General features: G+C 44.9%; 16 protein-coding genes and 2 riboswitches. Of the genes, 10 read left to right on the forward strand and 6 right to left on the reverse strand.

Going from position 1 to position 14,199, the window contains the following annotated elements:
- Positions 1 to 9: 9 nt before the first annotated feature.
- Positions 10 to 873, reverse strand: coding sequence for a prephenate dehydrogenase (locus tag GQ671_RS10605; RefSeq protein ID WP_160656801.1), 864 nt, complete (start codon positions 871 to 873; stop codon positions 10 to 12).
- 408 nt (positions 874 to 1,281) lie between these two features.
- Between GQ671_RS10605 and aroF the strand changes: the two genes are divergently transcribed.
- On the forward strand, positions 1,282 to 2,319 hold the full coding sequence (aroF, locus tag GQ671_RS10610; RefSeq protein ID WP_160656803.1) for a 3-deoxy-7-phosphoheptulonate synthase: 1,038 nt from the start codon (positions 1,282 to 1,284) through the stop codon (positions 2,317 to 2,319).
- A gap of 16 nt (positions 2,320 to 2,335) precedes the next feature.
- Positions 2,336 to 2,629, forward strand: a complete 294-nt coding sequence (locus tag GQ671_RS10615) for a chorismate mutase (RefSeq protein ID WP_160656805.1) — start codon at positions 2,336 to 2,338, stop codon at positions 2,627 to 2,629.
- A gap of 26 nt (positions 2,630 to 2,655) precedes the next feature.
- On the opposite strand, the gene GQ671_RS10620 is transcribed toward GQ671_RS10615, so the two are convergent.
- Together GQ671_RS10620 and GQ671_RS10625 are read right to left on the reverse strand one after the other, a co-directional pair.
- Positions 2,656 to 3,570 (reverse strand): homoserine O-succinyltransferase, encoded by a 915-nt coding sequence (locus GQ671_RS10620; RefSeq protein ID WP_160656806.1) that lies wholly within the window; start codon positions 3,568 to 3,570, stop codon positions 2,656 to 2,658.
- Positions 3,570 to 4,847 carry an O-acetylhomoserine aminocarboxypropyltransferase/cysteine synthase family protein gene (locus tag GQ671_RS10625; RefSeq protein ID WP_160656808.1) on the reverse strand — a complete coding sequence of 426 codons (1,278 nt, stop codon included), beginning with the start codon at positions 4,845 to 4,847 and terminating at the stop codon, positions 3,570 to 3,572. The genes GQ671_RS10620 and GQ671_RS10625 overlap by 1 nt, the downstream gene beginning before the upstream one ends.
- Before the next feature lie 68 nt (positions 4,848 to 4,915).
- Positions 4,916 to 5,012, reverse strand: a riboswitch (SAM riboswitch).
- A gap of 94 nt (positions 5,013 to 5,106) precedes the next feature.
- Between GQ671_RS10625 and GQ671_RS10630 the strand changes: the two genes are divergently transcribed.
- On the forward strand, positions 5,107 to 5,358 hold the full coding sequence (locus GQ671_RS10630) for a hypothetical protein (protein ID WP_160656810.1): 252 nt from the start codon (positions 5,107 to 5,109) through the stop codon (positions 5,356 to 5,358).
- Positions 5,359 to 5,483: 125 nt separating this feature from the next.
- Positions 5,484 to 6,530, forward strand: a complete 1,047-nt coding sequence (locus GQ671_RS10635) for a YkvI family membrane protein (RefSeq protein ID WP_160656812.1) — start codon at positions 5,484 to 5,486, stop codon at positions 6,528 to 6,530.
- 31 nt (positions 6,531 to 6,561) lie between these two features.
- On the opposite strand, the gene GQ671_RS10640 is transcribed toward GQ671_RS10635, so the two are convergent.
- Positions 6,562 to 7,089 (reverse strand): cysteine hydrolase family protein, encoded by a 528-nt coding sequence (locus GQ671_RS10640; RefSeq protein ID WP_160656814.1) that lies wholly within the window; start codon positions 7,087 to 7,089, stop codon positions 6,562 to 6,564.
- 123 nt (positions 7,090 to 7,212) lie between these two features.
- A riboswitch (guanidine-I (ykkC/yxkD leader) is annotated at positions 7,213 to 7,313 on the forward strand.
- A gap of 45 nt (positions 7,314 to 7,358) precedes the next feature.
- Between GQ671_RS10640 and GQ671_RS10645 the strand changes: the two genes are divergently transcribed.
- The gene (locus GQ671_RS10645) at positions 7,359 to 7,697 is read left to right on the forward strand and encodes a DMT family transporter (protein ID WP_160656815.1); all 339 of its coding nucleotides are present in this window, start codon (positions 7,359 to 7,361) and stop codon (positions 7,695 to 7,697) included.
- On the forward strand, positions 7,697 to 8,011 hold the full coding sequence (locus GQ671_RS10650) for a DMT family transporter (protein ID WP_160656818.1): 315 nt from the start codon (positions 7,697 to 7,699) through the stop codon (positions 8,009 to 8,011). The genes GQ671_RS10645 and GQ671_RS10650 overlap by 1 nt, the downstream gene beginning before the upstream one ends.
- A gap of 5 nt (positions 8,012 to 8,016) precedes the next feature.
- Here the strand turns inward: GQ671_RS10650 and GQ671_RS10655 are convergent, their stop codons facing one another.
- Positions 8,017 to 8,892, reverse strand: coding sequence for a LysR family transcriptional regulator (locus GQ671_RS10655; RefSeq protein ID WP_246153240.1), 876 nt, complete (start codon positions 8,890 to 8,892; stop codon positions 8,017 to 8,019).
- A gap of 114 nt (positions 8,893 to 9,006) precedes the next feature.
- Between GQ671_RS10655 and GQ671_RS10660 the strand changes: the two genes are divergently transcribed.
- The gene (locus GQ671_RS10660; protein WP_160656824.1) at positions 9,007 to 9,996 is read left to right on the forward strand and encodes a YeiH family protein; all 990 of its coding nucleotides are present in this window, start codon (positions 9,007 to 9,009) and stop codon (positions 9,994 to 9,996) included.
- Between the two features lie 25 nt (positions 9,997 to 10,021).
- Here the strand turns inward: GQ671_RS10660 and GQ671_RS10665 are convergent, their stop codons facing one another.
- Positions 10,022 to 10,372, reverse strand: a complete 351-nt coding sequence (locus tag GQ671_RS10665) for a general stress protein (protein ID WP_160656827.1) — start codon at positions 10,370 to 10,372, stop codon at positions 10,022 to 10,024.
- Between the two features lie 140 nt (positions 10,373 to 10,512).
- On the opposite strand from GQ671_RS10665, the gene GQ671_RS10670 reads away from it, so the two are divergent.
- The 3 genes from GQ671_RS10670 to GQ671_RS10680 are packed head-to-tail and all read left to right on the forward strand — an operon-like array spanning position 10,513 to position 14,165.
- Entirely contained in the window at positions 10,513 to 11,823 is a 1,311-nt protein-coding gene (locus GQ671_RS10670) for a Na+/H+ antiporter family protein (RefSeq protein WP_160656830.1), read from the forward strand.
- 19 nt (positions 11,824 to 11,842) lie between these two features.
- A complete protein-coding gene (locus GQ671_RS10675; RefSeq protein WP_246153241.1) occupies positions 11,843 to 13,246 on the forward strand; it encodes an MATE family efflux transporter in 1,404 nt (467 codons plus the stop codon).
- A 34-nt stretch (positions 13,247 to 13,280) separates the two neighbouring features.
- The gene (locus tag GQ671_RS10680; RefSeq protein WP_160656833.1) at positions 13,281 to 14,165 is read left to right on the forward strand and encodes an SDR family oxidoreductase; all 885 of its coding nucleotides are present in this window, start codon (positions 13,281 to 13,283) and stop codon (positions 14,163 to 14,165) included.
- Positions 14,166 to 14,199 lie beyond the last annotated feature (34 nt).

Genomic DNA, 14,199 nt, shown 5'->3' on the forward strand with positions numbered 1-14,199 from the left:
GTAGACTGTTCAATCCGATTCGGGAAGTTCCAGGTCATGCAGATCATGATACCTGCGTCTCGCTTCGACCATCATTTCCTGCATGGTCTCGATATCCTCTGCTTCAATTGCTTCTTTAAGCAGATCCATCTGGGATTTGAATCGATCGATATGATCCACCAGATAATCCTTGTTCATGATGAAAAGCTCGGGCCAGAGATTCTCATTGATATTTGTAATGCGGGTCAGATCTCTATAGCTGTCACCAGTATACTGCTTTGTATTTCTCTCTACATCGTCACTGTTTATAAGTGATAGTGCAATGACATGGGTCAGCTGGCTTGTAAAGCCTATGACATCATCGTGAAATTCGGGTGTCACTGCAGATACATTTCTGAAACCCAGCCGTTCGATTAATGAAGATAGCATCCTGATGTTCGGTTCCCTATTTCTGCCGGTCAGTGTAAAGAGATAGTTTGCACCTTTGAATACTTCACCACTGGCATATTTCAGCCCCCTGTTTTCCCTTCCGGCCATCGGGTGTCCGAAAATGAAATCTGCACTCTCAGGCAGAAGCGGTTCAATCTGACCGATGATGGAGCGTTTTATACCAGTGACATCAGTCAGTACAACATCAGACTTCAGGTAGGGTTTATATTTCTCAATCAGCGACTTCAATAGAAGAGGATAGACTGCAAAGATGACCAGATCAGTCTCCGGCAGTATTTCTTCTGGTTGGGTGAAACCTTTGATGATGACGCCATCCTGTTCTGCGCTTCGCAGCGCATTACTATCAACATCAATCGCGTATACATCATGTTCTGCTGCATTCTCCTTCAAGGATAGTGCGAACGAGCCGCCGATGTTTCCAAGGCCAACAATGGTAATATTCATGACTCTACCTCCACGTTCATTATATTAGAGTAGTATAAACATATTGGTTTTCCAAAGCAAACTTGATATTTCTGATTTTCTGACTATTCTGTGTTGACAAAGCCATATAAGGGGGCTATAATGACTTTCAACACATCTCAAAAGAGGCGATTATATGTTACTCACCAGACAACAACAGCATAATCAATCTTACTTTAGCTATTTTTGATACCGTTTGTACCCATCATTGCGTACAAACGTAAAACAAATTCTGTTTGTATCAGTGATGGCTAAAGCATTTTGTGATGTCTAGCCATTTATATAATTAAGTGGCTAGGGTTCGGTATATCATCTTATTCAAACTACCGCCACTTATTTATATAAATAGGTGGCGGTTTTATTTTTACAAATATACTGGGAGGTTTTATTATGATTATTCATGTTGCGCACGATGCCAAGGAAAAGGAAATTAATGAACTGGTCAAGAATATTGAGGGAGCAGGTTTTGGAGTCAATCGTTCGGATGGTAAGAATCGGACAGTGATCGGCCTGATTGGTGATACTTCGGTCGTTACGGAAAATGATTTTGCAAAATACAGGATTGTCGAGGGGGTTCATCGTATCCAAGCGCCATACAAGAAAGCAAATAGACAGTTTCACGAGGATGACAGCGTTATAGACATCGATGGTGTCAAAGTAGGCGCCGAGAACTTCATGGTATGTGCAGGACCTTGTTCGGTCGAGCATGAAGATGACATGGTCGCACTTGGCAAAAAGCTTAAAGCTGCAGGGGCCAATACATTCAGAGGCGGTGCATTCAAGCCGAGAACATCACCGTACGCTTTCCAGGGTCTTGGACTCGAAGGACTCCGTATCCTTAACGTAGTTAAAGAAGAAACAGGATTGCCGATTGTTTCGGAACTGATGTCCACGGATTACATCGACGATTTCGTCGAGATGGTGGATGTCATCCAGATCGGTGCGCGCAATATGCAGAACTTCGACCTGCTCAAGGCAGTTGGACAGACGAACAAGCCTGTTCTGCTGAAGCGTGGTATGTCAGCTACAATGAAAGAATGGTTGATGTCTGCAGAGTACGTTATGGCCGGAGGAAATGATAACGTCATCTTCTGTGAAAGAGGTATCCGTACTTTCGAAACAGCAACTAGGAATACACTGGATATCCAGGCAGTGCCGGTCATCCAGAAAGAGTCCCATCTGCCTATCATCGTTGACCCGAGCCACGCGGCGGGAGTAAGGCATCTCATTCCATCCATGGCCAAAGCGGCAGTGATGTCAGGTGCCAACGGACTGCAGATTGAAGTGCATGAAGATCCTCAAAATGCGTGGAGTGATGGACAGCAGTGTCTGACACCGGATGAGTTCGGAGAACTGATGCAGACGATCAACATGCTGCTTGATATCGAGAAGAAGACTGCCACTGGCAAACAGATTGTGCAGCAGTAGATAAGGAGGGGTAGCCATGAATACACATGAAAAATTGAGATATAGAATTGATGAACTGGATGCAGAGCTCATTGCATTGTTTGAAGCACGGATGCAGGTTGCTGAGAATATCGCTGAATACAAGATGCAAAATAATATTCCGGTATTTGACGAAGCACGTGAAGAGCAAGTTGTTTGTAGAAACGTAGGAAGACTGCAAGATCAAAGTCTGGAGATCTATGCAGACTCATTTTTCAGGCATCTCATGGCGCTCTCCAAAAAACGGCAGCATGAAAACTTAAAAAATTGTAATGTCTCCCATAAGATATAAGAAATAGCCTGCGATATTATCGCAGGCTATTCTAGTTCTGACAGGTCATAGTAGGTATTCTGGTATGTTTCGTTGATCCAATTGCCGAAAAGCAGATGTCCATGACTTTTCCAAGTGAATACAGGATCAGCAGACGGATTGTCTTCCGGGAAGTAGTTGTGGGGCAATGCAATCTTCTCGCCTGCCTCCTGGTCCCTGTCATACTCATTTTTAAGGGTGTTGCGTTCATATTCCAAATGCCCGAATATGAACAGATTACGCTGATCTTTGGTACATAGGATATCCGGTCCGAAAGTGGGGTGTGACGATAGTATATCAAGCGCCTCGACACTTTCCACAGCTGTTCTATCCACCTGGGTATGTCTGGATTGAGGGACCCTGTAAGTATCGTCGAACCCTCTCATCAATGAATGGGTCGGCATCAGATTGTCATAGTCGAAAATACCGAACAGTTTGCTTGGGAGGAGTGATTTCTGGATGCCGAAATAGTGGTTCAGGGCAAACTGGGCACCCCAGCATATGAAGAATCTGGAAAACACATGGGTCTCCGACCAGTCGACGATTTCACGGAGTTCTTCAATATAGTTCACCTGTTCAAAATCCAATGTCTCAACAGGCGCACCTGTGACGATCATTCCATCATAACGTCTGTTACGCACTTCTTCCAGAGTATGGTAGTACTTCTGAAGGTGACTGGTGGGTGTGTTCCTGCTATGGTGTGTGGACATGTACATGAAGTCGATATCCACCTGCAGAGGCGAGTTTCCGAGCAGTCGAAGCAGATGGAGCTCGGTTTCTTCTTTCTTGGGCATCAAATTCAAAATGATTATGCGAAGCGGGCGTATATCCTGGGTATAGGCCCGCTTCGCTTCTATAGTATATACATTTTCCTTATGAAGGCGCTCCGTGACAGGAAGTCCTTCAATAATTTTAATTGGCATTAGATTGCATCCAGCCCTTTCTTGAGATCATCCAGAATATCATCGATGTGCTCAAGACCAACAGATAGTCTGATGGTTTCCGGCTTTACACCGCCGGTGAGTTGCTGTTCTTCACTCAACTGGGAGTGCGTGGTTGAAGCGGGATGGATGACCAGTGATTTGGCGTCTCCGACATTGGCGAGTAACGAAAAGAGTTCCAGAGTTTCAATGAAGTTTTTCCCTGCTTCATAACCACCTTTTACGCCGAAGGTGAATATGGAGGATGCGCCTTTTGGAAGATATTTTTCTTTCAGTGAGTAGTACCTGTTCGACTCAAGACCAGCATAGTCGACCCATTCCACTTTTTCGTGATTCTCGAGGAAAGCAGCAACCTTCTCTGCATTTTCCACATGCCTCTCCATGCGTAGAGACAGTGTTTCGATACCTTGTGTCAGTAGAAACGCATTGAATGGTGATAGGGATGCCCCTGTGTCCCTAAGAAGTGTGGTTCTTATTTTGAATGCATAAGCCGCCGGACCGAATGCTTCTGTAAATACAATGCCATGGTAGGACTCATCCGGTTCAGTCAAGCCAGGGAATTTGCCGTTATCCCAATTGAAATTGCCACCATCTACAATAACGCCGCCGATGGAAGTGCCGTGTCCGCCGAGAAACTTCGTTGCCGAGTGGACCACGACATGGGCACCATGATCTATTGGTCTGCAGAGGTATGGTGTAGCAAAAGTGTTATCGACAATCAATGGGATGCCATTTTTTTCTGCAATCTCAGCAAGTGCCTCGATGTCTTCTACATTTCCTTCCGGGTTACCGATTGTTTCAATGAATATGGCTTTAGTATTCTCTTTGATTTCACGTGAAACATCCTCCGGATTTTTAGTATCGACAAGGGATGTTTCGATGCCGAACTTTTTGAAGGTATGGGTGAAGAGTGTATGTGTACCGCCGTATAAGCTCGTTGTTGAAACGATATGGTCTCCGCTATTGGCGACAGCCTGGATGGCGTAGGTGATTGCTGCCATGCCGGAAGCGACGCCAAGACCGGCAACACCACCTTCAAGCTCAGCGACCCGTGTTTCCAACGCTGCTGTTGTAGGGTTCATGATACGTGTATATATATTGCCGCTGTCCTGCAGACCGAATAGTTCTGCAGCATGTTTGGTGTCATCGAATACGTAGGATGTAGTCTGATAGATGGGAAGCGCTCGGGAGTTCGTAGTAGCATCCACTTCCTGTCCAGCATGAAGCTGTTTTGTTTCAAAACGGTGATTTTCTGCCATTGTACATTCCTCCAAATATAAATTAATAAAAAAGAGCCTACCCAAAGATTAAGGGAGACTCTCGCGTCAACTCATCTTTCAGGATAACACCTGTTGGATTTAGCACCTTACTGAAAAGGTTGCCGGGCTTCGCAGGGCCATTCCCTCCACCACTCTGGATAAGCAATTATTTAATTAGAAACTATGTTACTATAATGAAAGTGAATTTGTCAAATACTTTTAAAATTTGAACTATTTTTGAAGCAGGAGTGTGAGACTGGTGGATATTCTGATTATCGTTCTGATGGTCATTGCATTGCTGCTGTTCATCGGCAGCCGCTATCAGCTGATGCAGACCAGAGAAAGACTCGATGCACATGATCATATGAAAGAGATGCGTGACAGTATTTTGAAGTATACGAAGAAAGGAAAGACAAGAGCGGAAACAATCGATGCCATCATGCGGGATTATGGTCTTGAGCAGCGTGAAGCAGACTATATGTATGATCGGGTGAAAGGTGATCCTGAATAGCTTGCAGGTGCATAGGAGTAGGACGATGGCTTTTCTTAATTGATAATGTCATATCTTAAGTATAGTATGAGGGTAATCTGATAAATAAAATTCAAGAAATTACGGAGTGGTTCAAGGTGTCCAATATGAAGCAGGCCCTTAAAATAGGATTTGCCTATACCGGTGTAGTAGTCGGTGCAGGCTTCTCTACAGGGCAGGAAATACTGCAGTTCTTCACAAATCATGGATCAATGAGCATTTTCGCCATAATCCTTTCGGGACTGCTGGTTCTGTTTACAGGCAAATGGACGGCGGATGTCGGGTTCGATATTAAAGCGGAGTCGCATGTCGATTCCCTTCTGAGCATTTTCGGGAACATTTTCGGGCGTATTGTTGATATCGTCCTCGCATTCTTTCTTTATGGTGTCGCTGTCATCATGTTTGCAGGTGCCGGTTCCACATTTTATGAAAGCTTCGGTGTGGCCCCATGGATCGGTTCTCTGATACTGATTATTGCCGTCTACATAACACTCAACCTGAACTTCAATCGTATTGTACTGGCATTGGGAGCGATCACACCTTATCTGCTGGCAATTGTCGTCATCATTGCTGTCATCAACTTTCTCAATCCGGCTGTGCCTTTTGGCGAAGCTGATCAGTATGCCAAGCCGGAAGCAACACCACCTGGGCCATGGTGGTGGAATGCGATTACATACAGCGGCTTTACCATCGCTGTCGCTTTCAGTTTTTTGACCATGATGGGTTCGCGTTCCGATTCCAGGAAGGTTGCAGGATGGGGCGGTATCATCGGCAGTATAATCATCATACTGCTCATGTTCCTGATCAATAACGGTCTGCTGGCGCAGATGGATGAAGTGAATGAAGTGCAGCTGCCGATGCTCCTCCTGGCAAATGGAATCCATCCGGTACTTGGACTTCTACTTTCGATAGCGATGCTGCTGGTCATATATAATACAGCGGTAGGAATGCTCTATCCATTCCTGAACCGGTTCAGTAATCCTGGCAGCCAGCGTTACAAAATAATGCTTCCAGTAGCGCTTGTACTCGGCTATATATTGAGCTTTGCCGGTTTTGCCGATCTGGTCGGCACAGTCTATCCGGTAATGGGGTATGTCGGACTGCTGCTCGGTATTGCGATGCTGGTCAAGTGGCTCAGAATGGTTACAAGATAAAAATCACCTCAATAATGAGGTGATTTTTATCTTATTTATCAGTCCCGATAATGAATACATTCATATTGGATAGAACATCTATAGTCTTATCTCCGAGCTCCTTGCTGGTGCTGGCTACAAGATCCTTATTAATGGTAATATCCGCTTGTGGAAATATATTCTGTATGATCATGATATTGGCAAGTACACATACGTTGGTTTCGGCACCTATAAACTCAACAGTCCGGTTCGTCTCTACATCCTCTCCATAGTTTTTCTGGATTTTTCTCGCTTCTTCAGGCGGAATCCCGTAGAAAGTCTTTTCATATCTATCACCATGTGTTTCAAGAAGCTCGCGGAATTGGGGAAAAATTGCTTCGTCAAAACGGATACTTTCAAGACTGCGCGACTCCTGTTCGAACTCTGGGTAGAAATTCTGGGTATAGATGATCGGCTCGTTCTGATCTATGGCCTGCTGGATGCGTGATTCAATTCCATCACGCACTGCCTCAGTGGATTCAGCATAGCCTGAACCATCTTTATCGAAAATATCATTCTGAAGATCTATGGCAATGAGCATGCGTTTCACTCCTTACATTTTATTTGTGTATAAATCATATTCTATAAATACCCACTTGATGAACTTTCATACCGTTTTGTTTGAAAACTGCTGGAACACTGGTTATGATAATTACAATATGATATGAAAGTCATCTAGGGTTCCGCCATTTACGTCATGGGGCTGGTCCGAGAGATGACGCATGAAGTACATTCATGACACGGAGGGACAAAAGCCTGGGAGAGAATATAATTCTCTCCCAGGCTTTTTATTTTAAAGGAGGTTTCTTTATGAAGCAGCAATGGTTTAAAGTCTTGATCGCAAGTGTGTTTGAAGTGGGCTGGGTGATCGGTCTTACCCATGCGACAGAATGGTATCAGTGGATTCTCACCCTTATAGCCATTTTTCTCAGTTTCTACCTGATGATCGATGCTGGAAAATATCTGCCAGTGGGTACAGTTTATGCTGTATTTGTAGGTCTGGGGGCGTTCGGAACAGTACTTTCGGAAATCGTTCTTTTTGACGCACCATTTATCCCGCTTAAAATACTATTGATTGCCCTGATACTCGTCGGGGTCGCCGGTCTGAAGATGGTGACCGACGAGAAATCGGAAGAGGGGGCTTCATGATGGCATGGATATCACTTGTTCTGGCTGGCCTTTTTGAAGTCTGTGGTGTGCTTTCGATCAATAAGCTCCATAAAGATAAATCGTTGTTTTCACTGCTTCTGCTGCTGGTATGTTTCGGACTATCCTTTTCGTTTCTGGCGATCGCACTTGAAGTTCTGCCGATGGGAACTGCATATGCTATATGGACCGGCATCGGCGCTTCGGGTGGAGCACTGCTCGGGATGGTCTTCTTTGGAGAATCGAAGGATTGGAAACGGATATTTTTCATACTTCTTATCATTTGTGCAGTAGTAGGCCTGAAACTTATCTCATAAAATGTCTATCGTGAAGTATCGTGATGTTCAATGGCGGTGCTGTTGAACATATCCAGTAGTGCAAGTGTACTGGTTGAATGGAACCTGACGTCAGGCGTAAGCAGGTAGAAGTGCCGTTCGAGCGAGACGTTGTTATACTCTATACGCTTCAGACGACCGGTTTCAAGTTCATGATGAATGGTATGCTTTGATAGCAGTGAAAGTCCCATACCGCTTGCTACGGCATTTTTGATGGCCTGTGTACTGCTCAGGGTAATTGTTTTGGGTTGGATCTCCAGATGGATGAATGCCTGTTCCTGGTAGCTTCGTGTGCCGGAACCTTCTTCGCGAATCAGCCAGGTTGCTTCCTTCAGTGATTGATGAGTCGGTTGATCAGGAAATCCGGCATTCCCTATCACATGCATTTCATCCTTAAGAAGACGGGTCATGTTGACTTTTAAATCCTGGATCTCATCCTCGATGATGCCGATGTCCAGAGTGGCGGACCTGATATCGTTCATGATGGTCGCCGAGTTGCTGATATGGACTTCAGGTACGATTTTTGGATACTTTTCAATAAGTGATGCAAGCATGGACGGCAGTATGTATTCGCCGTAAGTATAACTGGCGCCTATTCTGATGGGACCTTTTGTTTCTTCCTGCAGGTCAATGATCAGATGCTGCATCCGGGACTCGAGTATCATCATTTCTTTAGCATGGTGGTAGTAGATTTCTCCTGCTGCGTTCAGACGGATGCCTCGCGTCGAACGCTCGATCAGTGTGATATCGAGTTCTTCTTCAAGCTGTCTGATGTAGCTCGATACTGCAGGCTGGGTCATATGCAGTTTATGAGCTGCTTTTGTAAAGCTTTCTTCCTCAACGACAGCGATGAATACTTTCATGACTTGATTTATCAAAAGACGACCTCCATAAGCAATAGGTTATGATTAATATTATAATATACTATTTCATTTATGCGATGATACCTTCTATCATAATAGACGGAGGGGTATATCATGGAAACTAATCGATTACAGTTATGGTACGGCATACTGTTTACACTGTTCATAGCAATTATCAGTTTTGGCATCGCCCGTCTGCCGGTCTTCAATTACATTGGCCCTTTGGCAACGGCAATCACTCTCGCCTTTATATATAGGCAGTTTTTCGGCTATCCCTACAAACTCAAAACAGGGATACAATTCTCAGCTAAAATATTGCTGCGTGCTGCCATCATACTTTATGGATTAAAATTGAATATAAATGTTGTGTTCAGCGAAGGGCTTCCCCTGCTGCTGAAATCTTCGGTCGTCATTGTGTTTGCCATACTCATGTCATATGCTCTGGCGAAATTGTTCAAAGCGGATATGACTCTATCCATGCTGCTCGGAGTGGGCACCGGAGTGTGTGGTGCTGCCGCAATCGCAGCAGTTGCTCCGATCATCAAAGCAAAAGATGAAGATACTGCTGTAAGTGTGGGGATCATTGCACTGCTCGGTACTGTATTCTCGGTTGCCTATCTTCTGATCAGGCCCTACCTGCCTGTTGAAGAAGTGGGGTATGGCATATGGTCCGGTTTGAGTCTTCATGAGCTGGCACATGTTGCACTTGCTGCAGAACCCGCCGGTGAAGAAGCACTCGGTTTTGCACTTCTGGCCAAACTTTCAAGGGTTTTCCTGCTTGTTCCGCTATGTCTCATTTTCATATGGCATATGCGTCGCAAGGAGAGCAGGACAGGAGCTGCCAAAGTGGCTTTCCCTTATTTCCTGATCGGCTTCATGCTGATGAGTCTAGTAAACAGTTATGTAATAGGGGATTATGTGGAGATTTCTGACCAGGTCATGGATCTTATTTCTCAGTTGACCACACTGCTTCTGACAATGGCAATGATTGCCCTCGGCCTGAATATCAATATAAGAGATGTGGCTGGACGCGCATTAAAACCGTTTGCTCTGATATTCGCAATTTCAATTGCACTATCTATACTGGTATATCTAATAAAATAAACCGCCCCATGGGAGCGGTTTTGTTTTATGCCAGGTGTTGGCCTACATTTTCGTTGTTTGTCACAATCAGGAAAACTTTGCCTTCATCCATATCGCTTTCATAATTTTCTGCTTCTGTTTCAGAGAAACCGATATTTTGGAGTTGCTTGCGAAGTGTGTCGCCCTGTTTTTCAACTGTCGATTTGACGGCATCTGCGATACCTGATTCGCTTACGCCAATCGTGTTGACTTCAGCAGCCTTAGTAATTCTTTTAGTACGATCGTCGTCGTGGGAGATGACATAAATATCATCTGCACTGATGTCTTTTGATGTCAGTTTTTTAATATCGTCTTTAAGTGTCTCATCATTCGTGTACGGCTTGATGAATGGTTTCATGTTAAAATCCCTCCTGAGTTGATTAGCATTACACTATATTGGTTTCCCCAATACGGCCATGCTAAACATGGCATATTGACAAACAGAGTCAAAGTCATTAGTATAGCAATATTGTAAAATTCTAATGAGGAGGGATGAGCATGAACGCAGTAGTCATAGCAGTACTGGTAATGATTGCACTCAGTCTGCTCAGACTGAACGTAGTACTCGCACTATTCATCGGTGCACTTTCCGGTGGTCTGGTTGCAGGCATGGGATATGCTGAAGTGATTGGCGTCTTTACTGAAGGTATTACAGGGGGAGCCGAAATTGCACTCAGCTATGCACTTCTTGGTGGGTTCGCAGCTCTTATTGCGTATAGCGGGATTACAGAAGTTCTTGTGCAATTCATTATCAGGGCGCTGAAGAGGGAAGAGTCCAGGAAAGCGAGAGTCATTGCAAAGATCTCCATCATAGCTGCCCTGCTTGCCGTGTCCATTATGAGCCAGAACATTATTCCGATACATATTGCATTTATTCCGATTCTGGTTCCACCACTGCTCAGCCTGATGAACGAGCTGGGTTTTGACCGGAGGCTGATTGCAGTCGTGCTGACTTTCGGTCTTACTTTTCCATATGTGCTTTTCCCAATCGGTTTTGGGCAGATATTCCAGAATACGATCGTTACTGGTTTTGAATCGGCAGGAACAGATATTGCCTTTGGACAAGTGGCACCCGCTCTGGTCATTCCGGCCAGCGGCTTTGTAATCGGTCTGATTCTGGCTCTGTTCTACTATAGGAAGAAACGTATTTACGAGCCGAAAGCTTTCGGCTCTGAACATGATGCAGAAGCAAGTGCCAAAACAATTTCCATAGCGCTGATCGCCATTGCCGCCACTTTCGGTGTGCAGATTTTCACCGATTCAATGATATTCGGTGCACTGGCTGGTATCATGGTCTTCTTTCTCTCCTTCCAGTTCAAATGGAGCAGGCTGGATAATGAGCTGGTTGATGGTATCAGAATGATGGCTTATATCGGCATTGTAATGCTCGCAGCCAATGGCTTCGCAGCTGTTATTTCGGAAACGGGTCATGTCAGTCCGCTGGTCGACGGTATCGCAGAGACGCTTGCAGGACATAAAGTTCTGATTGTCGGTTCGATGCTGCTTGTCGGACTGGTCGTTACGATGGGAATCGGATCGTCATTCGCCACTATTCCGATCATTGCGAGCATCTTCATACCAATGGGGATGGAACTGGGACTGTCCATACCGGCAATCATTGCTATTATAGGGACTGCAGGGGCGCTCGGAGACGCAGGATCCCCGGCATCAGATTCCACGCTGGGTCCAACAGCCGGACTGAGTGCAGATGGTCAGCATGATCATATATGGGATACTTGTGTTCCAACCTTCATATTTCTGAATATACCTGTTCTTATTGCAGGGTTCTTTGCAGGAATGCTTTTATAAGAGCGTCCATTGGCCATCAATGGAAATCATGACATCGAGGAAAGGTGAGAGCATGTATCATACTGATTCAAAAAAAGAAATGTATAGGCAGTTCATCGGCATACTATGGCCGATCATGACGACCCAGATCCTTTTATATGCAATGAATATGATTGATACCATGATGTCAGGAAAAGCGGGTGTCGACGATCTGGCAGGTGTTGCAATCGGTTCAAGCCTATGGGCGCCTGTATCCACAGGAATAAACGGTATTCTTCTCGCAGTGACGGCGATTGTCGCACAGCTACTCGGTGCAGGACAGAAGGATAAGGTGAATCACAACGTCAATCAGGCCATATATATTACCTTTGTAATGACATTTTTCGTTCTATTGTTTGGTGTACTGTTCCTCGATAGAATACTGAACATCATGGATCTCGATTCTTCCGTTCACCATGTTGCCTTCTACTACCTGACAGGATTATCATGCGGTATATTGCCATTATTCTTATTTAACGTATTGCGTAATTTCGTTGATTCTCAAGGTCTTACTCGCATATCGCTATACGTTATAGCGACATCATTGCCGTTGAATATATTCTTCAATTATGCATTGATTTTCGGCAACTTCGGATTTCCAGAACTGGGTGGAATCGGTGCTGGCGTTGCCACTGCCATTACATACTGGCTGATTTTCTTTTTCATCGTTCTGATGGTAGTAAAGGTGGATGCGCTGCGACCCTTTTACATTTTCAGACGATTTACACCGCCTTCACTATCGACCATCCGTCACCACCTGGCAGTAGGTATACCGATTGGTATCCTCATTTTTGTCGAGACAAGTATTTTCTCACTTATGACTCTGCTGATTGGTATAATGTTCACGACAAACATCATTGCAGCCAATCAGGTTGTGCTGAACTTTACGACGATGCTCTTTATGCTACCCCTCAGTATATCGATGGCGATGACTATCGTAATAGGGTTCAGCGCTGGCGGCGGACGCTATGATGATGCCAGACGTTATAAAATAATGGGCGTTCTATCGAGTCTTGCACTTGTAGGCGTTGCTTCCATCATCCTTTTCGCTTTCAGGGAGCGGATATCATATTTATATACGGACGATCCGCAAGTAGTTGCAATTACTGTGCCTCTGTTCCTGTTTGCGATCATCTACCAGTTTTCAGATGCACTTCAGGCCGTGTTCCAAGGAATTCTCAGAGGTTACAAAGATGTGGTCTTCCCTTCAGTCATCGCCATCATCTCCTATTGGTTGGTTGGCCTTTTATCGGGCTATCTTCTGTCAGCCTTTACTTCTTTGGATGTATATGGCTTCTGGATCGGTATTTCAATCGGTTTGACATGTGCAGCAATCGGATTCTATATTCGCTTGAGGCATATTGAGAAGAAAAATATGTTTAAACTCCCCCTAAATGAGCAATAGATAGATGTATTGAAATAAAGAGGGGAGAATTTAGATGACTGAATTGAATAACCCGAAGCATAAATACTATGAAGATAAATTCGAGAAACAGGAGCAGCAATATCCAGGTATCCAGAACAAGATGGAGCCGGTGCCGGACTGCGGCGAAGAATCTTATAAAGGCTATAACAGACTTGAAGGTAGAAAGGCGCTTGTTACCGGTGGTGATTCAGGTATCGGTCGTGCAGCAGCAATTGCTTATGCCAAAGAAGGTGCCGACGTTGCGATCAATTATCTGCCGGACGAAGAATCTGATGCAGAGGAAGTAAGATCCGTCATTGAAGCCCAAGGCAGAAAAGCAGTACTGTTGCCTGGTGATCTCAGAGATGAAAATTTCACGAGAAATCTTGTACATGATGCAGCCAAAGCGCTGGACGGACTTGATATACTTGTAATGAACGCAGGTATGCAGCAGTATCAGAAAGATGTCAGAGATATCACAACGGAACAGCTGAAAGATACGTTCACCATCAACGTATTTTCCAACGTGTGGATGATGCAGGAAGCACTCGATCACCTGCCGGAAGGCGGCAGCGTCATTATAACGACATCCATCCAAGGGTTCAGTCCATCGGATATCCTGGCGGATTATGCAATGACGAAAAGTGCACAGAGATCATTCATCATTTCCATGGCCAGTCAGCTTGGAGAAAAAGGCATCCGTGTAAACGGTGTTGCTCCAGGCCCGGTTTGGACACCACTCCAGATTTCAGGCGGTCAACCTCCTGAGAATATTCCGGAATTTGGTCAGACGACACCGCTTGAACGTGCTGGGCAACCTGTTGAACTGGCAGACACTTATGTCCTTCTTGCTTCCGACAGCGGGAGCTATATCACAGGACAGATATATGGAATTACAGGCGGCATGCCGATTAACTAGTCCTGATCAGATAAGACCCATCGCAATGGCGATG

This window comes from Salinicoccus hispanicus (assembly GCF_009831115.1).
In the GTDB taxonomy this organism is placed as follows: Bacteria; Bacillota; Bacilli; order Staphylococcales; family Salinicoccaceae; genus Salinicoccus; species Salinicoccus hispanicus.